The sequence below is a fragment of the Bifidobacterium sp. ESL0790 genome, assembly GCF_029395435.1.
GTDB lineage: Bacteria > Actinomycetota > Actinomycetes > Actinomycetales > Bifidobacteriaceae > Bifidobacterium.
The window spans coordinates 335275-355849 of the sequence record NZ_CP113915.1 but is presented as its reverse complement, the minus strand read 5'-3'; the positions used below and the strand labels follow the sequence as shown (position 1 = coordinate 355849).

15 protein-coding genes and 2 tRNA genes are annotated in these 20575 nt (G+C 61.5%); 5 read left to right on the top strand and 12 right to left on the bottom strand.

Features of this window, described 5'->3' with window-relative positions:
• Positions 1-165: 165 nt before the first annotated feature.
• Positions 166-1071 (bottom strand): lysophospholipid acyltransferase family protein, encoded by a 906-nt coding sequence (locus OZY47_RS01200; RefSeq protein WP_277178143.1) that lies wholly within the window; start codon positions 1069-1071, stop codon positions 166-168.
• Between the two features lie 332 nt (positions 1072-1403).
• Between OZY47_RS01200 and OZY47_RS01195 the strand changes: the two genes are divergently transcribed.
• Positions 1404-2144, top strand: a complete 741-nt coding sequence (locus OZY47_RS01195; protein ID WP_277178141.1) for a TetR/AcrR family transcriptional regulator — start codon at positions 1404-1406, stop codon at positions 2142-2144.
• Positions 2145-2443: 299 nt separating this feature from the next.
• On the top strand, positions 2444-3802 hold the full coding sequence (locus OZY47_RS01190) for an MFS transporter (protein ID WP_277178139.1): 1359 nt from the start codon (positions 2444-2446) through the stop codon (positions 3800-3802).
• 93 nt (positions 3803-3895) lie between these two features.
• Here the strand turns inward: OZY47_RS01190 and murA are convergent, their stop codons facing one another.
• The 3 genes from murA to OZY47_RS01175 all read right to left on the bottom strand — a co-directional run bounded on the left by murA (position 3896) and on the right by OZY47_RS01175 (position 5947).
• Complete coding sequence (gene murA / locus OZY47_RS01185; RefSeq protein WP_277178138.1) at positions 3896-5221, bottom strand: UDP-N-acetylglucosamine 1-carboxyvinyltransferase; 1326 nt, start codon at positions 5219-5221, stop codon at positions 3896-3898.
• Between the two features lie 42 nt (positions 5222-5263).
• The gene (locus OZY47_RS01180) at positions 5264-5518 is read right to left on the bottom strand and encodes a hypothetical protein (RefSeq protein WP_277178137.1); all 255 of its coding nucleotides are present in this window, start codon (positions 5516-5518) and stop codon (positions 5264-5266) included.
• Between the two features lie 150 nt (positions 5519-5668).
• On the bottom strand, positions 5669-5947 hold the full coding sequence (locus OZY47_RS01175) for an Lrp/AsnC ligand binding domain-containing protein (RefSeq protein ID WP_277178136.1): 279 nt from the start codon (positions 5945-5947) through the stop codon (positions 5669-5671).
• Positions 5948-6217: 270 nt separating this feature from the next.
• On the opposite strand from OZY47_RS01175, the gene OZY47_RS01170 reads away from it, so the two are divergent.
• Entirely contained in the window at positions 6218-7207 is a 990-nt protein-coding gene (locus OZY47_RS01170) for an NAD(P)-dependent alcohol dehydrogenase (RefSeq protein ID WP_277178135.1), read from the top strand.
• Between the two features lie 202 nt (positions 7208-7409).
• On the opposite strand, the gene leuD is transcribed toward OZY47_RS01170, so the two are convergent.
• Positions 7410-8087, bottom strand: coding sequence for a 3-isopropylmalate dehydratase small subunit (gene leuD / locus OZY47_RS01165; protein WP_277178133.1), 678 nt, complete (start codon positions 8085-8087; stop codon positions 7410-7412).
• Between the two features lie 104 nt (positions 8088-8191).
• Positions 8192-9595, bottom strand: a complete 1404-nt coding sequence (gene leuC / locus OZY47_RS01160) for a 3-isopropylmalate dehydratase large subunit (protein WP_277178131.1) — start codon at positions 9593-9595, stop codon at positions 8192-8194.
• 297 nt (positions 9596-9892) lie between these two features.
• Here leuC and OZY47_RS01155 point away from each other — a divergent pair, with 297 nt between their 5' ends.
• On the top strand, positions 9893-10642 hold the full coding sequence (locus OZY47_RS01155) for an IclR family transcriptional regulator (RefSeq protein ID WP_277179023.1): 750 nt from the start codon (positions 9893-9895) through the stop codon (positions 10640-10642).
• 515 nt (positions 10643-11157) lie between these two features.
• Here the strand turns inward: OZY47_RS01155 and OZY47_RS01150 are convergent.
• The 6 genes from OZY47_RS01150 to OZY47_RS01125 all read right to left on the bottom strand — a co-directional run bounded on the left by OZY47_RS01150 (position 11158) and on the right by OZY47_RS01125 (position 18918).
• Positions 11158-12486, bottom strand: coding sequence for a metallophosphoesterase (locus OZY47_RS01150; protein ID WP_277178129.1), 1329 nt, complete (start codon positions 12484-12486; stop codon positions 11158-11160).
• 88 nt (positions 12487-12574) lie between these two features.
• A tRNA-Gln gene (locus OZY47_RS01145) sits at positions 12575-12646 on the bottom strand.
• A 42-nt stretch (positions 12647-12688) separates the two neighbouring features.
• A tRNA-Glu gene (locus OZY47_RS01140) sits at positions 12689-12761 on the bottom strand.
• 443 nt (positions 12762-13204) lie between these two features.
• Positions 13205-14728 carry a glutamate--tRNA ligase gene (gene gltX, locus OZY47_RS01135; RefSeq protein WP_277178127.1) on the bottom strand — a complete coding sequence of 508 codons (1524 nt, stop codon included), beginning with the start codon at positions 14726-14728 and terminating at the stop codon, positions 13205-13207.
• A 344-nt stretch (positions 14729-15072) separates the two neighbouring features.
• Positions 15073-16365 (bottom strand): MFS transporter, encoded by a 1293-nt coding sequence (locus OZY47_RS01130; RefSeq protein ID WP_277178126.1) that lies wholly within the window; start codon positions 16363-16365, stop codon positions 15073-15075.
• Between the two features lie 51 nt (positions 16366-16416).
• Positions 16417-18918, bottom strand: a complete 2502-nt coding sequence (locus OZY47_RS01125) for a TIM-barrel domain-containing protein (protein ID WP_277178125.1) — start codon at positions 18916-18918, stop codon at positions 16417-16419.
• A 398-nt stretch (positions 18919-19316) separates the two neighbouring features.
• Between OZY47_RS01125 and OZY47_RS01120 the strand changes: the two genes are divergently transcribed.
• A complete protein-coding gene (locus tag OZY47_RS01120) occupies positions 19317-20567 on the top strand; it encodes an MFS transporter (protein ID WP_277178123.1) in 1251 nt (416 codons plus the stop codon).
• The last annotated feature ends 8 nt before the right edge of the window (positions 20568-20575 follow it).

Below are 20575 nucleotides of genomic sequence, written 5' to 3'. Positions count from 1 at the left end.
GCCCACCACGGAATTGGCACTAGCTGCTCTGCATCACCGCGCAACCCGAATCGTAGACGTCATGGCGATATCACTCACAATCATCCAAAATCACTGGCATCTAGGACCTAATCGCAATCCCAATTTCGCAGCCTGTCACCTACAAGCGATTCCACGGCAACGAAATCAGCCTTTCGTGATCTCCTGACTACGCGGCTTGCGGCTCATCGTCGCATAGTCCCAATATCCCTCGGCCGGCGGCTCCTCACCACGGATCTCGGCCATCACGACCTCCATCCTGTCGCGGATGCGCGCGGCCAGCGCGTCGGCCAGCGCCTTCGGCGGCTCCACGCCCCACTCGTCCTGGGTCTCGAGCAGATCGGCGTAATCCAGCCGCTCGTCGAAGCACATCACCACGTTCTTGCGCGGGTACGGCAGCCAGTGGTTGATGCTCGCCGCGCCCCACGTGATCGAAGGATAAAGCGGCACCTGGTAGCCAAGCCGGCGCGACGACTCGAGGGCGATGACGCCCACGCCGTTCTTGAGGCTCATCGGCCACTTGAGCGGGTCGCGCGAGAGCGTCCCCTCCGGCCAGACAGTCAGCGGGCGGCCGGAAGTGATGATGTCGATGGATTCCTTCTCGATCTCCACGGCCTTGCCCTTGCGGCGCGGCACCGGCTGCATGCCCACCAGCTGGAACCACTTGCCAATCAGCGGCCAGTGCGCCATCTCGGCCTTGGCCATATAGCGCGGGCGGCGGCCCATGTGGAAGAGCGCGTCCATCGGCACGAAGACGTCGTACATCGTCACGTGCGTGGCGGCGGTGATGAACGGCCCGGTCTCGGGCACACGTTCCAAGCCCCAGGCGCGCACCTTGCTGTGCTGGCGCAGCACCATGGAGACGGCGTCGAGCAGGCGCTTGGTGGCCTTCGGGTTCTGGGCCTCGATCTCGGCGGTGTTGGGCTTGCGCGGGCCGGTCGGGTAATAATACGTCGGATCGACGAGGTGGTGGCGCTCTCCGAGCAGCCTCACCTGCTCGTCACTCAGCGGCTTGACGGCCGAACGCGGCGATGGTTTTCCCTTGGAAGTCATGCCTCCATTGTGCCGCAAGCCCGCAACGTCGTGGATTATCGCCCCGCGTGGCATACTCGAAAACCGAGCAATCGGCACCCCAAAAGCATCAAATCGAGTTAAGTGGGTGCTTTGGGCGTTAAGTGGGTGCCTCCTCGTCTGGAAATACTTAAAAAGCAGCCATTCCCATGGGTATTTCAGCAAAATAGGCACCCACTTAACATCTAAAGCACCCACTTAACTACCCCAACGACTCGATCCACTTCGACACACCCATTTATTTATACCGACCGTCGGTATGTATACTTGTCAGCAGGAAATGAGATTTGATTTCGCCCCAAAGGAGGCCGCAGATGGCACGCAACGCACACCCGGAAATCACGGAGCGCCGCATCCTCGACGCCGCGCAGAAGCTGTTCCTCACGAAAGGTTACGAGAAGACCTCCATCCAAGACATCCTGAACGAGCTCGGCGACCTCTCGAAAGGCGCCATCTACCACCATTTTGATTCCAAAAAGGCCATCTTGGACGCCATTGGCAAGCGAGATGACACCAAGACCATGGCGCGCTTCGACGAAATCGACAAGCGCGACGACCTGAGCGGCCTGCAAAAGATCTACGAATACATGTGGACCAGCGACGAGGACATGGGGCATATGAAAATCACCGGCCTATTCACCCCCAACCTCACCGATCCACAGATTTTGCGCGACAGCATCCTCTTCTGGGCGCGACAACTACCCTCGCAATGGCGTCGGTTCATCGACGAGGGCATCGACGACGGCTCAATCGTCACCAACCACCCGCAGCAGGTCGCCGAACTGCTGGCGATGCTCACCAACCTGTGGCTCATCCCATCCATCTACCCGGCCACCCCCTCGCAGCTGCGCGAGCGCATCGAGTGCATCGGCATCATGCTCGACGCCCTCGGTCTGCGCCTCTTCGATGCCGCGCTCATCGCCAATGTCACCGAAGCCGTCACCGCTATGATTACGGCGAGCGGAACGGAGACGGCAGACAAGACCGGACCGAGAAAAGGCAAAGCAAAACCGAAAGAATCGAGCGCAAGTGGCAGCGAAAAAATCGATGCTTAGGAACTCGTTCTTTGCACCGTCAGAAAGCCAACAGCACAAGGCGCGGCACGTTCGGCTCGTCGTGCACTTCCTCAAGAAAGGGCCGGCCCACCTGAACTCGCACGAGATCACGCCTGTTCTCACGGGTGCCCTGCGTAATTCGCCAGTCTCACTTGAGCCGGCACGCGACACCCAGCTAAACAGGCTGTCCTAACACGCCAAGTAACACTAACCCGATAGAGCTTCACCCCTGTATTGAGTACCGCATTGTTCATCCATTTACATACCGCCGGTCGGTATTATAAAGAAAGCGTGACACCATGAGAAACCACCACTTAGCATCCTCGCCAAAGCGTTCCCCTCTGCTGAAACCGAACTTCGTCCTGCTTGTCGCAGGCCAGGGGCTCTCGCTTTTCGGCAATATGACGTTGCGCTTCGCGATGTCGATGTGGGTGCTTGACGAGACCGGTTCGGCGACGATCTTCGCCACGCTGCTCGCCGTCTCCGTCGTGCCGACCATCATCTGCTCACCGTTCGGCGGCATCATGGCCGACCGCGTCAACCGCCGCACGGTCATGGTCGGGCTCGACACGCTCTCAGGATTGGTAACTTTGGCGGCGACCTTCTATTTCGCGGCCGCATCAGCGTTCAACATCGTGGCGGTCGGAGCGCTGATGGTCACACTCGCGGTATTCGACTCATTCGAAACACCGACCGTGCAGGCCGCGCTGCCTCAAATCGTGGGGACGGCCGACGAAACCCTGCTGCGCCGCGGTATGGCAGTGGTCAATCAAATGCAGCAACTGGCCTCGCTGCTGCCCTCGTTCCTTGGCGGCATCCTCTATGCGGCAGTTGGCATTCGACCGACGCTGGTCATCACCATCGCGTGCTTCTCCACCGCCGCCATCGCCGAATGTTTCCTGAAACTCAGCAACCCAAGGAATATACAAGACCAGCAAATCAGTGCCCTCGAAGCCAACAAAGAGCAATGTCGGAACCTCGAGCATCTCGATTCATCAACGCCAGAACTTCCAGCGAATCCGCCACTCCCCACGCCGCTCGACGACGCCAAGGCCGCCTGGCGATTCCTCACCCACGATCGCCCCAGCGTCCTCAAACTCATGGCCACGGCGACCCTGCTGAACTTCTTCACCATCGGCTACTCCGGGGTCGGCTTCCCCTATATGGTGCGCAACAACCTCGGGTTCAACGCCGCCGTCTACGGGACTTGCGACGGGCTGGTCGGCGTGGCCGGACTGTTGGGCGCCATCGTCGCGGGAGCGTTCGCCGCCCATCTTTCCATCAAGCGGTTCCCCGTCACCTGCCTCGCCTTGGCGGCGACCATCATCCCCTGTGGCATCGCTTTCATATTGCCGATTTCGAACGGCGCAAGACTCGCCATCATCGTTGGCACGATGTGCTGCAGCACCATCGCCGCCGCCTTCACCAACCTCACCAGCATCCCCGCCATCCAGCTGGCCACACCGCCGGAACTGACCGGGAAGGTGCTCGCCCTGCTCTCCAGCTTCGTCACGGCGGGCCAGCCCCTAGGCCAACTGGCGTATGGACTCGCCTACGACCGCCTGGCGCCCCAATGGCCCGCACGGCTGAGCGCCGCCGGCATCGCCATCATGGTCGTCCTCTCGGCACGGGTCTTCATTCACTTCGTCGAGAAATAAATTACGCACGCACCAACCCACGGTTCCCAAAAGAAACCGCATGAATCGCAAGGGTTCGCTTGTCGATTCTTGAGTTAGTGCGTGCGTAGAAATTTAGTCGATGTCGGCGCCGAGGGCGGTGAGCTTGCCGCGGAAGTCGGCGTAGCCGCGGTCGATGAGGCTGATGCCCTGCACGTTCGACGGGCCCTTGGCCGCGAGCGCCGCGATGAGGTGGCTGAAGCCGCCGCGCAGATCCGGCACGTCGATGTCTTGGCCAGTCAGCGGGGTGGGCCCGAAGATGACGGCGGAATGCTTGTAGTTGCGCTGCTGGAAGCGGCACGGCAGGCTGCCCAGGCACTCGCGATAGAGCTGGATGGTCGCGCCCATCTGCACCAGCGGCTTGGTGAAGCCGAAGCGGTTCTCGTAGACGGTCTCGTGCACGATCGAGAGGCCGTTGGCTTGGGTGAGCGCCACGACGAGCGGCTGCTGCCAGTCGGTCATGAAGCCGGGGTGCACGTCGGTCTCGATGGCGACGGGTTTGAGATCCCCGCCCGGGTGCCAGAAACGGATGCCCTCGTCCGTGACGTCGAACTCGCCGCCGATCTTGCGGAAGACGTTCAGGAAAGTCATCATCTCGGGCTGCGTGGCACCCTTGACGAAAATGTCACCATGCGTGGCGAGCGCGGCCGAGGCCCATGATGCGGCCTCAATGCGGTCGGTCAGCGAGGTGTGGGTGAAGCCCTTGAGCTCCTTGACGCCCTCGATGCGGAAGGTGCGGTCGACGTCGACGGAGATGATCGCGCCCATCTTCTGCAGCACGGCCACGAGGTCCATGATCTCGGGCTCGGTGGCCGCGCCAGAGAGCTCGGTCTTACCCTCGGCCTGAACGGCGGCGAGCAGGGTCTGCTCGGTGGCGCCGACGGACGGATACGGCAGGTGGATCTTCGCGCCATGCAGGCCGTCGGGCGCGGTGATGTGGATGCCGTCGCTGTGCTCCTTGTCGACGTTGGCGCCCAACTTGCGCAGCGTGTCGAGGTGGAAGTCGATAGGCCGGCCGCCGATGTTGCAGCCGCCGAGCGCGGGAATGAAGGCCTCGCCCAAACGGTGCAGCAGCGGGCCGGAGAAGAGAATCGGGATGCGCGACGAGCCGGAAAGCGTGTCGACATCGGCCACGTCGGCCAGGCGCACGTTGGTGGCGTCGATCTTGAGCTCACCGGTCTTGCCATTGAAGTCAACGCTTGCGCCGTGCAGCCGCAGCAGGTCGGAGACCACGTGAACGTCGCGGATCTCCGGCACGTTGCGCAACACGGAGACGCCCGGTGCCAGCAGCGCCGCCACCATCGCCTTGCTTACGAAATTCTTCGCTCCACGCACCTTGATCGTGCCGTGCAGGGGCTTGCCACCCTCGACATGCAATACGTCTTGCGTTCCTTCGGCCATAAGATTTCCTCTTTCATCGTCTTCACCATGCTACCAAGCGCGTCAATATATTCCATATCCGGCTGCCGGCGGCGGGTCGATACCAAACAGTGTGCCATAGAGGTTGTGGTGGGTCGGTGAAGCAACGCCGAAATGCGCCGCAAGCAAATAACGCGACACTTTCACCGAAATGCCCATCACGAAAAGCGATACCGCAATAGCCTGATATTCGGCGCGATACAGTGATATCCGACCCACGTGAAACCTTGCGTTTAAGCCATTTTCCAGACATTCATCCGTCCGAAGATTTTTCACCAATCACCCTTGTTGTTGGTGATATCAGGAAACGCCGAGAATGTAGGATAAACGTAAGACCCGGAACCACTTAGGCCTTAGATATCCAATCTTTCGATTTCCTCGGCTATTCGGACACCCGAACCTCCGCGCAACCAAACTCCGGCAACGGCCTCAGTCCATGCCAAGGTCGAAGGCGGCGGCGTCCTCCTGCGCGGAATACTGGCGGAAGGCCATGAGGGTCTGCGTGGTGGCCACGCCCTCGACGGCGGCGATTTTGCCGGGGATGACCTCGGCGAGCTGGTCGAACTCGGCGGTGTGCACCAGGGCGACCAGGTCGACGTCGCCGGCCACGGAGTAGACGCGCGTGACGCCCTTGATCTCGACGATCTTCTGCGCGACCTGAGAGACCTTGTCGGACTCGGTATTGATCAAAACCACTGCGTCAGCCATAACAGCTCCTTCACCATTTTCTAAGCACATTGTCGGTTCTGCTCCATTATAGGTTATTCGCCCGCGATGCGGCGGCCCCATCCCACTATCGGCGCGGTCTGTGCACGAATCGTTTCGGCCAGGGAGATGTGGGATTGGTGGGATAATATATCCATCAGTGATTGGCCCGGTTTCAGACCGCAATACGCAGTCCGGATAAGACAGGAAACAACAGACCAAACCCCTGCGAACATCCTCGAATATTGTCAGCCCCCAACGAAAGGACATCCCATGAAAGGCATCGTATACAAGGATTTCGGCGCTCCGAAAGACTCACTCGCCGTTGAGGAGACCGCACGTCCCACTCCGGCCGACAACCAGATTCTGGTGCGGGTGAAGGCCTCATCGCTCAACCTCGCCGACTACATGCGCTTCATCGAGCCGGTGATGGGCAAGGAGATGAGCCCGATGATGCGCAACATGGACGAGAACGTCATCCACGCGCTGGGCAAGGTGCTGGGCGTCGATGTCGCCGGCGTGGTCGAAGAGGTCGGCAGCGACGTCACCGATGTGAAGCCTGGGGACGAGGTCTTCGGCGCCACCCCGATGCTCATCGGCGCGTGGGCGGAATACGCGGTCATCAACGACGGCGACCTCTACCTGAAGCCGGAAAACCTGACCTTCGAGGAGGCGGCCACGTTGCCCGCCGCGGCGCAGGTCGCGCTGAGCGAAGTGCGTCTTGGGGACGTGAAGCCGGGGCAAAGCGTGCTCATCAACGGCGCCACCGGTGGTGTAGGCCTTTTCACTTTGCAGGTCGCGAAGGCGTTCGGCGCCAAGGTGACCGCGGTGTGCAGCACCCACAACATCGAACTGGTGAAGAAGTTCGGCGCGGACAAGGTCATCGATTACACCAAGGAAGACTTCACCAAGTCAAGCGACCGCTACGATTGCATCCTCGCCGTGAATGGTTACGCGACGCTCGAGCAGTACCGCGACCTGCTCGCCGACGGTGGCGTCTACATTCCGGTCGGCGGCATGCAGCAGTCGGGCGAGGCCAGGCAGCGCGGCAAGGAGTGTTTCGAAGGCACCGGCAAATCGCTGCGCAGCATTGGGTTCGCGCAGATGAAGAAGGAATATCCCTATATCAAGGAACTCGCCGAAAGCAAGGCCATCACGCCGGTGATCGACAAGACCTTCGCCATCACCGATATCGCCGAGGCCATCGAATTCGCCGTGCGCAACCACCCGCAGGGCAAGATCGCGCTCAGCATGAACTTCTGAGTACGATTCAGCTGCACTGAGAAACATTCGGGCCTCCATCCTGTCGATTCAACAGGAAGGAGGCCCGACATATTGTCCGAACTCAAAAATCAGCTATGCCTTTATCGGTCCTGTCCTGCAATTAGAGACCGCCCCATTCGGGACGGACTCAATTCCTAGTTCGCGATTCCGCTCACGCAGGGCCGAGGCATAGCCCACTGGGCTATGCCTTTATCGGTCCTGCCCAGCTCGAATCGTCCACTTCAGGCGCGGAGCTGACCGGCTCCTCGGGGGCGTGCTTGGCCGGCAGCGTCTTGGGCTTGAACGGGAAGCGCTGGGCGCGCATCTTCTCGTAGGCGGCGATGTCGTCCTCGTGCTGCAGCGTCAGGTCGATGTCGTCGTAGCCGTTCATCAGGCGCCAACGCGTGTAATCGTTGACCTCGAAAGGCAGCGTCACGTCGCCGCAGGTCACCGTGCGCTCCTTCAAGTCGACGGTCATCGAACGGCCGGGCTCCTCCTCAAGCAGCTTCCAGAGCAGCTCGACGCTCTCCTGCGGCATGATCGCGGCCAGCACGCCGTTCTTGGCGGTGTTGCCATAGAAGATGTCGGCGAAGCGCGGGCTGATGACCACTTTGAAACCATAATCCTTGAGCGCCCACACGGCGTGCTCACGCGAGGAGCCGATGCCGAAATCGGGCCCGGCCACGAGAATCTGCCCCTTGGCATACTCGGGCTTGTTGAGCACGAAATCAGGGTCGCGGCGCCACGCGTAGAACAGCGCGTCCTCGAAACCGGTCTTGGTCACGCGCTTCAAAAAGACGGCCGGGATGATCTGGTCGGTATCGACGTTCGATCGGCGAAGCGGCACGCCCACGCCGGTCACCACAGTAAGTTTCTCCATAACAATTTCCTTCTTAAACACGTACATTCACTGGCTTCACTGGAGTCCCTGCACATTTTCCATCACCGAATCGCTTTCGGCAATGGAAAACGTGCAGAGATGCATCACAGATCGGCGGGACTCGAGATCGTGCCGCGGATGGCTGTAGCGGCGGCGACCAGCGGCGAGGCCAGATGGGTGCGGCCTCCTTTGCCCTGGCGGCCTTCGAAGTTGCGGTTCGAGGTCGAGATCGAGCGCTCGCCCGGCACCAGCTTGTCCGGGTTCATCCCCAGGCACATCGAGCAGCCGGCGTTGCGCCATTCCGCCCCGAAGTCCGCGAAGACCTTGTCGAGCCCCTCTTTTTCGGCCTGCAGGCGGGCGCGCGACGACGCGGGCACCACCAGCACGCGGTGGATGGACTTGGCCTTGTGATGGCCCTTCATCACCGACGCTGCGGCGCGCAGGTCCTCGATGCGGCCGTTGGTGCAGGAGCCGATGAACACGGTGTCCACCGGAATCGATTTGATCGGCGTGCCGGGCTTCAAGCCCATGTAATCGAGCGCGGATTCGACCGACTGGCGGTCCTCGGCGTCGGCGATGGCGGCCGGGTCGGGCACGTCGGCGGTGATCGGCGAGCCCTGCCCGGGGTTGGTGCCCCAGGTGACGTAGGGCGCGAGGTCGGCCGCGTTGATGGTGACCTCCTTGTCGAAGGTCGCGTCGTCGTCGGTCTTAAGCGTCTTCCAATAGGCCACGGCCTGGTCCCACATCTCGCCGGTCGGCGCGTGAGGGCGGCCCTTCAAGTACTCGAAGGTGGTCTCGTCGGGCGCGATCATGCCCGCACGGGCACCGGCCTCGATCGACATGTTGCAGATGGTCATGCGCGCGTCCATCGAAAGCGAGCGGATGGCCTCGCCACGGTATTCGATGACGTGGCCCTGCCCGCCGCCGATGCCGATCTTGGCGATGATCGCGAGAATGATGTCCTTGGCCGTGACGCCCTTGGGCAGTTTGCCCTCGACGTTGACCGCCATGGTCTTGAACGGCTTGAGCGAGAGGGTCTGCGTGGCCATCACGTGCTCGACCTCGCTCGTGCCGATGCCGAAGGCCAGCGCCCCGAACGCGCCGTGCGTGGAGGTGTGGGAATCGCCGCAGACGATGGTCATGCCCGGCTGGGTGAGCCCCAGGTTGGGCGCGAAGGCGTGGACGATGCCCTGGTCGGCGTCGCCCAGCGGATGCAACCGCACGCCGAACTCCTTGCAGTTCTTCTCCAAGGTGTTGAGCTGGATGGCGGAGACCTTGTCGGGGTTGGGCTGGTCGATGTTGAAGGTCGGGGTGTTGTGGTCCTCGGTGGCGATCAGCAGGTCGGTGTGGCGCGGTTTGCGCCCGGCCAGTCGCAGGCCCTCGAACGCCTGCGGGCTGGTGACCTCGTGCATGAGCATGAGATCGATGTAGATGAGGTCGGGGGCGCCGTTCTCCCCCTGCCGTACGAGGTGATCGGCCCATACTTTTTCGGCCAATGTGCTTGCCATACACTCTCCTACGAAAGAACCCCGGGCCGTCTCCCGGGAGATGACGCCACGCGGATTTCGTGGCCTTACATAATTCCGAGTATCGGTGTTGTTCAACAATGTGGACACAAATGGTTCGAAATATGAGACGATGCGGCATTTACGTCCATCAAAACGGCTTAGGAACTGGGTTTTATCGGCGTTTCGCTATGTGAGACGAACCAAGCATCTGTATAATAATTGCGTATGAACTCAGCATCGAAGGATTCCAGGCCGGCACGGCAACCCCATGCCGCGCAAAAGCAACGCAGCACCCCCATCACCGGCGACATCGCGCCTGATGAGGAGATTCATTCCGGCGTCGGCGTCCTCGATAAGACCGTCAAGATTCTCGAGGCCCTGGAAAGCGGGCCTTCCACGCTCGGCCAGCTCGTGGCCGCCACGGGGCTCGCGCGTCCGACCGCGCACCGCCTGGCCATCGCCTTGGAGCGTCATCGTTTCGTCTTGCGCGACCAGCATGGCCGCTTCGTGCTTGGCTCCAGATTCGCCGAACTCGCGGCTGCGGCTGGAGAAGACCGCTTGTTGACCGCCGCCGGCCCAATCCTGCAGACCTTGCTCGACCGCACCGGCGAATCCGCCCAGATCTATCGCAGGCAGGGCGAGCAGCGCGTCTGCATCGCCGCCGTGGAGCGGGCCAGCGGGCTGCACGACTCCATCCCCGTGGGCGCCATGCTCTCCATGCACGCGGGCAGCGCCGCGCAGATCCTCGTGGCCTGGGAAGACCCGGAACGCCTGCACCAAGGCCTGCGCCACTCGAAATTCACGACTTCGACATTGGCCTCCGTGCGCCGTCGCGGCTGGGCCGATTCGGTCAACGAGCGCGAGGAGGGCGTCTGCTCGGTCTCCGCACCGATTCGCAACGCCTCCGGCCAAGTCATCGCGGCCATCTCCATCTCCGGCCCCTCCGGGCGCATGGGCCCCACCCCGGGCCGTCGTTACGCGCCGTTCGTGATGGCCGGCGGCAAATACCTCACCAACGCGCTGCTCAAGGCCAGCGCCGGACGGTAGATGTCACGGAGCCCAAGGTTCGGCTGTCGTCGCCTTGGGCTCCAACTGTAACTGAATCCCCGCAGTTTCAGGTTAAGTGGGTGCCTGCACGGTTAAGTGGGTGCCTCTCATCAGAAAACATTCAAAAATAGCCCATTTTTATAGGCATTTCAGCGAAACCGGCACCCACTTAACCGCCAAAGTACCCACTTATCGGTCGGAAGTGTCCCACGAAAAGATTGGGCTGCGAAATAACCTATTGATTCTCGCGCGGAACGAAGATGAAGCAAATGGCACAATGCCCCGTGTCATGGAAATATATTTTCGGAATCCTGACCGGCTTTAATTTTTACCATAATCACTAAGTAGAAAATACCATAATCCTAAAGTAGCGAATACCATAATCACTAAGTAGGCGTTGCCATAATCATGAAATGGGATTGGGTCAACACCATTCAGGCATGTAAAGGCACCACGCCCGGAAAGCGCGGAATGTCAACGAAGCCAGGCCTTTATAGCCGCTATGGCCATGGCCACTATTTCTTAAGGTGCATCTTGCGCAGCAGCTGGGCGATGAGCTTGGGGCGGCGCAGCAGGTTCGTGCCCTCCTCGGCGGCGTCGGGGGCGCCGTTGAGCGCGTAGGTGTAGGCCTTGTGGGAGCCGGGCTTGCCCACCAGCTCGCCGTATTCCAGAAGCTGGGTGCGGGGGTTGTAGGGGTGCCTGATGTCGAACTCCACGAGCCTGGTGGCGCGCTGGGCCGGGGCCGGACCGTAGGAGCCGAAACCGCAGGTGGGCGTGGCGAGGAGCGTCAGGCCGTCGTGCGTGCCGACGAAGCGGTTGCGGTGGTCATGGGCGGCGAGCAGCGCGAAATAGCCGTCAGAGGCCTTGAGGATGCCGAATTCGCCGGTGTCGGTGTCGGGGCAGCTCACGCCCTCCCCCAGGAAGCTGCCGGGCAGGGTCTTGGATTCGTCGATCACGTAATTGTGGCCGGCGAACGTGCGATAGCCCTCGACGGCGTGGGCCGCGGTGGCCGGCACCTCCTTGAGCAGATCATAGTATTGCGGCACCGGGATGTGCTGGAAGACCATGGATTTCGCGCCGATGGTCTTCGGCATCGTCTTGAGGAACTCGAGCGCGGCGGGCGTGGGGGCGCCGTAGCCGCCGAGCTTGCCGTAATCGCCGGAATTGCAGATGACCAGGCCGAGCACCGTGTGGCTGCGCTCCACGTCGCAGACCGTCAGCGCGAAGGTGCCAGGCTCGCAATCGTAGATGGGCTGGTCGGGCAGGCCGCTGCCGGGCTGCTTGCGCGGGGCGTTGGAGTGGGCGACGGCGGGTTCGGGGTTGAGGCAGCCGGGGAACTCGCGGTAGATCGCGTCGAGCTCAGCGTTGCTCAGGCCGCACTGGAAGTCGTGGTTGCCGTAGGTCACTGCCCACGGGATGTTGCGCTCGTTGAGCGGGGCGACGAACTGGCCGATGGACTGGCGCACCAGATCACGGGTGTGCTCCAGACGCTCGTCGCGGCGGCTGGTGGCCTGCGAGCCAATGGACCACTTCTGCGGGGTCCAGGTGCGCTTGCGGAAGGTCTGGTCGTAGGCCTTGTCATAGCCGGCGATCTGGTTGCCGGTGAAGATGACGAGGTCGGGGCGCACGGCGTCGAGCGAGGCGGCGAGGAGCTTGATGGTGTCGCCGTTGATCTTCGGGCCGTCCTGGATGTCGGCGGCGACGAGCACACGGAACTTGCCGGAATCATGGAATTGCAGACGGCCCAGACGCGCGGAGACGGAGACCGGGCGCGTGTCCCAGGATTGCGCCGGCTGGATGCGTGGACGCGAGGAGTTCTTGCTTACGCGTGAATGATCAGTCATTGCCTAGCCTCTCGCCAATAGCTTGCGTTGTTCCACTCTGAAACAAGAAAACCCCGCAACCCGAAGGCTGCGAGGCTCTGCATCTTTGCTGGGGTACCTGGACTCGAACCAAGAACAACTGAACCAGAATCAGCCGTGTTGCCAATTACACCATACCCCAATTGGCTTGGTGCCGTAGCCGGTAAACCACTATAGCACTTCGTACCTCCAACCGGATTTGAACCGGTGTTGGCGCCGTGAGAGGGCGTAGTCCTAGACCGCTAGACGATGGAGGCTTACTCACTTGCTGCCCGCGAGGGCAACAAGGTAGTAGTCTATAGGAGCGAGGGGCCAAACGCAACTCGGCGTGTTGCCCTCCGCGAAATCCGGCGACAGCCATGTCAGCCTGCTGCCGGCCACCTTGATATCAATTGCGCCACAAACAAGCCATCCGCAGACTCACAGCGGCCCAAATATGGTGGAATCACAAGTTTGCGCCATAAACAAGCCACTGACACCAGCCAAGCAGCCCAAATATGGCGACACTAACAATTTGCGACATAAATAAGCCACCCACGACTCCTCAGTGGCCCAAATATGGCGGAATCACAAGTTTGCGCCATAAACAAGCCACTGACACCAGCCAAGCAGCCCAATTATGGCGCAAATTATAGGTTTCGCTAGGAATAAGCCACACACAAAATGTCAATGGCCTATTCTCGGTGTCATCGTAAGCACGTCACAGGTGCTCGCGCAGACCCTTGAGACGGGCGAGGGTCAGCGGCTTGCCGACGATCTCCATGGACTCGAAGAGCGGCGGAGAGACGCGGCGGCCGGACATGGCCACGCGCACCGGGCCGAACGCCAGACGCGGCTTGAAACCGCCGTCCTCGACCAACGCCTTGTTGAGCGTCTCGTGGAGGTTGTCGGTCTTCCAATCGGCCTCGGCGACGTCGCTGAGCGCGGTGATGGCCTTGTCGAGCACCTCGGGCGCGGAGTCCTTGAGCGTCTTGCGGGCGTCGTCGGCGGGCTCGATGTACTCGTCCTCGCTCAGCAGGCTTCCGGCCATGCCAGCGACCTCGCCAAGCAGGCGTACACGCGGCTGGACCAGCGGTGCGGCGGCGGTGAGAATCGTGCGTTCGCGGTCGGTGAGCTCGTCCCACGAATCGGCGGAAACGACGCCGTCGTGGTGCAGATACGGCACGGAGCGGTTGAGGAAGTCCTGCGGCTCGAGCATGCGGATGTGCTCGGCGTTGATGGAGATGGCCTTGTCGATGTCGAAGTGGGCCGGGTTGGCCTTCACGTCGCGAATGTCGAATTTCTCGACCATCTCGTCCATGCTGAACACGTCGCGGTCGGGTGCAATCGACCAGCCGAGCAGCGCCAGATAGTTCAAAAGACCTTCGGGAATGAAGCCGTTCTCGCGGTGCAGGAAGAGGTTGGACTCCGGATCACGCTTGGAGAGCTTCTTCTTGCCCTTGCCCATGACGTAGGGCATGTGGCCGAAGAGCGGCATTTCCTTGGCAATGCCGAGCTTCATCAGGTAACGGTAGAGCACGACCTGGCGGGGCGTGGAACTCAGCAGATCCTCGCCGCGCAGCACGACGTTGATGCGCATGAGCGCGTCGTCGACCGGGTTGGTGAGCGTGTAAAGCGGGTCGCCGTTCGGTCGCACGATGACGTAATCAGGAACCGAACCAGCTTTGAACTCGATGTGGCCGCGAATAAGGTCGTCGAAGGCGATATCCTCGTCGGGCATCTTGATGCGCAGCGCGGGCTTGCGGCCCTCGGCCTTGAACGCGGCCTTCTGTTCGTCGGTCAGGTTGCGGTCGTAGCCGTCGTAACCGAACGCCTTCGGGCGGCCTGCGGCGACGTTACGCGCCTCGATCTCCTCGGAGGTGGAGTAGGACTCATAGGCATAGCCGGCCTCAAGTAATTTCGCCGCGACGTCGCGATAAATATCGCCGCGCTCGGACTGACGGTACGGGCCGTCGGGGCCGCCGACGTTGATGCCCTCGTCCCAGTCGAGGTGAAGCCAGTTCAGGGCGTCGAGAATCTGGTTGTAGCTCTCCTCGGTGTCTCGCACGTTGTCGGTGTCTTCGATACGGAAGACGAAGGTGCCGTGCGTGTGCCGCGCCTCGGCCCAGTTGAACAGGGCGGTGCGCACCATGCCGACGTGCGGGGTTCCGGTGGGCGACGGGCAGAAGCGAACACGGACGTCTTTGGGCAGTTCAGATCTTGAATCAGTTGCGTTTTCAGTCATAAGACTATTGTGCCGCGCGAACCCGACGTGGGGTCGGCCAAATGGCAACGTTGCAGGGCGACGAGACAATACCCCTCCCGTTCCGGCATTGCCCAAGACAACATATCAACAGAGGACACATCGTCCCACATGATTGCCACTCAGCGCGACTTCCAGCCAAGGTGACATGGACCACGAGGATGAACGACGACAAAGCGGGCCACCCACCGTATCCGATGGATGGCCCGCTTCGGGGGGAAAGGAGGAATGGAAGCCAAACCTACGAGGGCCTGGCCGCCACTCCTTCGTCTTGATATCGATCGCGGATCACGAAGCCGCGAAGGCCTCGAGACCTGCGATGTCTCTTACTTCACCGACTTGATCGAGAGCACAAAGACGACCGAGAGGGCCGCCATCACGATGGCGATCGGGAAGATGTAGGTGTAGGTTCCAGTGGCGCTGACGATGGCCGAGGTGAGGGCCATGCCGGCGGACTGGCCGGCGGTGGTCGCCGCGTTGATGAAGCCGAGGTCCTTGCCCGCGTTCTCCTTGCTGGGCAGCACGTCGACGTTGAGCGCTTGGTCGATGGCCATGAAGATGCCTTGGCCGAGCGAGACGAAGAGCGCCGCGACATACATGCCCTGCACGCTGCGCATGACCATCGGGGCGATGAAACCGATGATGGCCAGGCCGGCGGAGAGCACGACCATGGGCTTGCGGCGGTGGATCTTGTCGGAGATCGGGCCGACGAACATGGCGACGATCGAGGCGATCATCTGCAGGATGGCGAGGGTGGAGACCACCTTGGCCGCGGTGACCTTGGGCAGGCCGATGTAATCCTGGCAGATGTAGAGCCAGTAGCCGGCGAGCATCTGGATGGCGAGGAGCAGCAGGGTCCTGCAGCAGAACGCCTTCCAGAAATCAGGGGCGTGCAGCGGAGGCGTGAAGGAGTAGACGAGGTGGTGCCAGACGCTCTCGCCCTTGTCGGCGATGGGCTCGTCCTTGTTGCTCTTGTCGCGCGGGATGATGACGAGGAAGAGCATGGCGGAGACGAACATCAGGATGGCCGAGATGGTGAAGCCAAGCTTGACGCTAGTGACGAACTTCGCGCCGACCCAGGCGCCGATGGCCAGGCCGAAGGTGTTGCCGAAGCCGATGGCCGAGGATATGGTGCCACGGTATTTCTCGGGCACTCGATCAGAGACCGTCGAGTAGATTGGCGAGTTCATCATGTTGAAGCTCAGTTTCGAGAGCCACAAGGTGATGGTCAGGCCCACCAGCACGCCGATATAGCCCATCAGCAGGTAGAAGGCCAGGGTGAACCAGGCGCCCCAGAAGAGCCAGGGAGCGCGCTTGCCGAACTTCGACTTGGTCAAGTCGGAGAGGGCACCGACGATGATGTTGGCCACCAGGGCGATAATCGAGCCGACGGCCGTCATGGTGCCCAGGGCCGCCGTCGGATTGGCGGTGCCGAGGTCCTTGATCTTCTGCGGGAGGAGGATCTGGCTGACCATGGCGAAACCGATCGACATGATGATCCAGAAGGCCAGATAGCCCGCAAGCCACCGTGGCAGGTTGAAGTTCTTGACTTCCTCGGATTCCTCCTTCTGGAGGTCCTCGGAGGTCGCGCCGGTTGCGGGCGCCTCGTTGTTGCTCATTTCTTTTTTCTTCTTTCTCTTATAGGGAACAGTTTGCGGTTCGCACGGGGCTCAGATCGAGATCAGGTCCTTGACGCCGAAGCCGAGCTCCACGCGGTAATCCTTCTGCGAGGGGTTGCGGTACTTGACGATGGCCTGGTGATCCTGGCCGTTGTAGAACCAGCCCGCGCCCGCCTGCTTGAACTTCTCGGAATCGAGGAAGCGGGGCAGCGTCTCGCCGTCGATGGTGACGTCGAGCGGGGCGACGGTGCTGCACAGCACCGAGAGCTTCATGTTCTTCACCTGCGTCTCGTAATCGCCGGAGCGCTTGAAATCGACGGTGACGCCCTTGCGGGTCTTGGCAATCGAGATCTTGGTCTCCAGATACTTGCCGGACTCGTAGTCGCGGGAGACGCCGTCGTCCTCGTAGAGGGTGAAGGTGGCGTCGGCGTCGGGCTCGATCAGCAGGTCGAGGTGGTCGATGACGTCGTTGTGCAGGTTCATCAGGCCCGGGCAGCGCGGAATCACGGAGCCGTCACGCAGGAACATCGGGATCGAGCCCATGTCCACCGGAATGGTGATGGTGGTGCCGCCGTCGATCCACACGTTGCGCTTGAGGTCATACCAGCGGGTGCCCGCCGGCAGATAGACGTCGAGGCTGGTCGCGCCCTTGTCGAGCACGTTGGCGACCAGAAGCGAGGGGCCGAGCATGAATTCGAAGCTCTCGTCCCAGGCCTTCGGGTCGTCTTGGAACTCGTAGACCAACGCGCGCATGATTGGGGCGCCGGTGGTGGCGGCCTCGTGCAGCAGCGAGTAGAAGTAGGGCACCAGGCTGTAGCGCAGCTGGATGGCGGCGGCGATGTACTTGGTGTAGGCCGGGTAGCTCCAGGGCTCGGTCACCGTGTTGTCGGTGTTGCACGAGTGGATCGAGAAACGCGGCTGGAAGATGCCGTTCTGCACCCAGCGCACCAGCAGTTCCGGCTCGGGGGCCGGGCCGTCGAACCCGCCGATGTCGCAGCCCTGGTTGGCCACGCCCGAAAGGCCCATGCCGAGGATGGTGGGCACGTTGTATTTGAGGTTGGTCCAGTTGGTGCCGTTGTCGCCGGCCCACGTCTGGGCATAACGCTGGATGCCCGCGAAACCGGCGCGGTTGATGACGTAGGGGCGCACCTTCGGGTCCTTCTTGGCGAAGGCCATGTGGGCGGTCTTGGCCATCAGCGTGCTCATCAAGGGCTTCATCTCGCCGATGGTCCGCTTCTGACCCTCGGCGTCGACGATCGCGTCGTTGTCGTTAATCTCGTACTCGTTGTTGTCGTTCCAGATGGAATCGATGCCGAGGTCGAGCAGCGCGCGGGTCATGTTCTTGGCCCACAGCTCACGGCCCTTGGGGTTGGTGAAGTCGGGGAAATGCGCCGGGCCGCCCCAGTAGCGGTCGACCTGGGAGGCCGAATCGTCGGAGGTGCGCACGAAGGCGTTGGCGTCGTCGAACTCCTCGGTGCAGTCGTTCTCGAAGAGCATGCCGGGCTTGACGTTGGGGGCCAGCAGCGCGCCCTTGCCCTTGAGGTCCGTGACGAAGGCCTGCGGGTCGGGGAAGCGCTTGTGGTTCCAGTTGAAGACGCAGCGCTTGCCGTCGGGCTTGGAGGTGTAGCCCGAGGAGAGGAAGAAGCCGTCGCAGGGCACGCCCTCGCGCTTGCAGGTGTCGACGAAGTCCTCGATGGCCTTGTCGCAATCCTCGTCAAGCTCGGAGTAGAACATGGTCGAACCCATGTAGCCCAGGGAGGCCAGCGGCATCATCGCGGTCTTGCCGGTCAGGTCGGTGTAGTGCTCGATGACGTCCTTGACGGTGGGGCCGCCGATGAAGAAGACGTCGACGTCGCCCTCCTCGGCCTTGAAGTAGCTGTAGCGCAGCCAGTAGTTGGAGTGCTCGGAGTCCATGTCGAAGGTGGAGTCGGCCGAGCAGTTGTAGAAGAGGCCGCTGGCCAGGTTGCGCTTCGAATCGAAATCGATGTAGAAGGGGATCATCTTGTAGAGCGGATCGGACTTGGAGGCGTCCCAGCCCAGGGAATCCGTGTTGTGCATGCGCATGCGGCGGCGGATCTTGTTGAGCTCGCCGGATTTCTCGCCAAAGCCGTAGAAGTGGTCGTTGTCGCCCATCTTCGAATAGTGGTAGGTGTGGCCGAACTTGTCGCGCACGAAGGAGCGGCCGGGCAGGTCGGCGTGCACCTCGTTGCCGTCCTCGTCGACGACGCGGAAGGCGAACGGGTCGGGCTCGATGATGAGCTTGTATTTGCCGGTGCTCACCGATTTGGCGCCATCGTCCTCGTCCTTCACGTCGATGGCGATGGGGGTGACGCGCTGACGTTCGTCGGCCATCAGCTCGTCGGTGGCGTCGCTCCACGCGGTCTTGACCAGCGCGTAATTGAGTTCGGGGGCGAAATCCTCGTCGAAGGTGGAACGGATGCGGATGATGTTCTCATCGATGAGATAGACGCGGAATTTCGCGCCATTGGTGTCGACATCCAGATAGTCACCGCAATTGGTGAGTCCGGACAGCTTTGTGCTTGTCTTCGTCAAGTCAACTCCTTTGTTTGAGATAAGCCTATTGTGCACCTCTTGTATACGTCGCGTTGTATTTTTCCATCGTTTGCCATGACTTTCTATCGCTTCGACAAGCAAATTCCTTGTGTACAACAAAATGGGATTCTTGCCTTGGCTGTACTTTTCAATCGCCATTTACCAAGCCACACAACGCCTGCCGAGCCTCGACGCAAATTCTTAAGGATAACGAAAACAGATAGAGAGGAACCATTGGCACTCACCTGAGCCGGCAAGCCACGGTTGCCATGTTTGAATCCAAAAACGGACTATGCCATACTGAATATGCGGCGCAGGCCATCGAAGACCACGCACGCGGCCGGCACGATGATCCGGCGGCACGAGAGACAAGACGAGAACAGCAGGTTGATATAGCAATGGAACAGACCGGCACGGACGCCACCGCCACCGCCTCAGGCAAAACGCTCAAAAACGGCTACGACCGCACGCTTGTGGCCTGCTTCAACGGCTACATCGCGCAAGCCGTCGTCAACAACTTCATGCCGCTGCTCTTCGTCACCTTCGCCTCGACGCTCGGCATCGACATGCTGCGCATCTCCAACCTCATCACCATCAACTTCGCCACGCAGCTCGTCGTCGACATCCTGGCCGGCAAATACGTGGACCGCATCGGCTACAAGCGCTGCATCATCGCCGCGCACGTCTTCGCCGCCATCGGCCTGCTCGTCCTCGGCCTGGTGCCCACGCACGTGGCCGACCCCTACCCCGCCATCCTGTTGGCGCTCGTCTTCTACGCGCTGGGCGGCGGGCTCATCGAGGTGATGGTCTCGCCGATCGTGGAGGCCTGCCCCACCAAGCACAAGGCCAAGGCTATGAGTCTGCTGCACTCCTTCTATTGCTGGGGGCAGCTGGGCACGGTCATCATCTCCACGCTTTTCCTCTGGGTCTTCGGCATGCATTCCTGGCCGATCCTGGCCTGCCTGTGGTCCATCGTGCCGATCATCGGCATCGTCCTGTTCGCCACCGCGCCCATGCCCTCCATCGTGCCCGAAGGCGTGGCGACGATGAAGCTCAAGGACCTCTTGGCCAAACCGATGTTCTACATCTTCTTCATGATGATGCTCTGCGCCGGGGCCTCCGAGCAGGGCATGAGCCAGTGGGCGAGCGCCTTCGCCGAATCGGGGCTGGGCGTCAAGAAGATCATCGGCGACCTGGCCGGGCCCGCCGCTTTCGCGCTGATGATGGCGCTGAGCCGCACGATCTACGGTCTTTTCGGCGACCGCATCAATTTAATCGTCTTCATCATCTCCAGCTCCATACTGTGCATCGCGGCCTACCTGCTCGCCGCGCTCTCCCCCTCGCCGGTGCTCGCGCTCATCGGCTGCGGACTCACCGGGTTCTCGGTGGGCATCATGTGGCCCGGCACGTTCTCCTTGGCGGCCTCCGAGATGCCGGGAGGCGGCACGCTCATGTTCGCCATTTTCGCGGTGGCGGGCGATCTCGGCTGCGCCGGCGGGCCGACGTTGGTCGGTATGGTGTCGGCGGCCAACGGCGACAACTTGAAGGCCGGACTGCTGCTCGGCACCGTGTTCGCCATCATCCTGCTGGTCTGCGTCATGGTGGTGAAGCGGGAGAAGGCAAAGAAGACGACGCGAGATCTCATTTAATTGAGTCG

Bases quoted from the DNA above. Each gene is read 5' to 3' on its own strand.
- OZY47_RS01120 (WP_277178123.1), top strand. From the start codon at position 19,317: ATGGAACAGACCGGCACGGACGCCACCGCCACCGCCTCAGGCAAAACG.
- gltX (WP_277178127.1), bottom strand. From the start codon at position 14,728: ATGACTGAAAACGCAACTGATTCAAGATCTGAACTGCCCAAAGACGTC.
- OZY47_RS01195 (WP_277178141.1), top strand. From the start codon at position 1,404: ATGGCACGCAACGCACACCCGGAAATCACGGAGCGCCGCATCCTCGAC.
- leuD (WP_277178133.1), bottom strand. From the start codon at position 8,087: ATGGAGAAACTTACTGTGGTGACCGGCGTGGGCGTGCCGCTTCGCCGA.
- murA (WP_277178138.1), bottom strand. From the start codon at position 5,221: ATGGCCGAAGGAACGCAAGACGTATTGCATGTCGAGGGTGGCAAGCCC.
- OZY47_RS01170 (WP_277178135.1), top strand. From the start codon at position 6,218: ATGAAAGGCATCGTATACAAGGATTTCGGCGCTCCGAAAGACTCACTC.
- OZY47_RS01130 (WP_277178126.1), bottom strand. From the start codon at position 16,365: ATGAGCAACAACGAGGCGCCCGCAACCGGCGCGACCTCCGAGGACCTC.
- OZY47_RS01200 (WP_277178143.1), bottom strand. From the start codon at position 1,071: ATGACTTCCAAGGGAAAACCATCGCCGCGTTCGGCCGTCAAGCCGCTG.
- OZY47_RS01190 (WP_277178139.1), top strand. From the start codon at position 2,444: ATGAGAAACCACCACTTAGCATCCTCGCCAAAGCGTTCCCCTCTGCTG.
- OZY47_RS01175 (WP_277178136.1), bottom strand. From the start codon at position 5,947: ATGGCTGACGCAGTGGTTTTGATCAATACCGAGTCCGACAAGGTCTCT.
- leuC (WP_277178131.1), bottom strand. From the start codon at position 9,595: ATGGCAAGCACATTGGCCGAAAAAGTATGGGCCGATCACCTCGTACGG.
- OZY47_RS01150 (WP_277178129.1), bottom strand. From the start codon at position 12,486: ATGACTGATCATTCACGCGTAAGCAAGAACTCCTCGCGTCCACGCATC.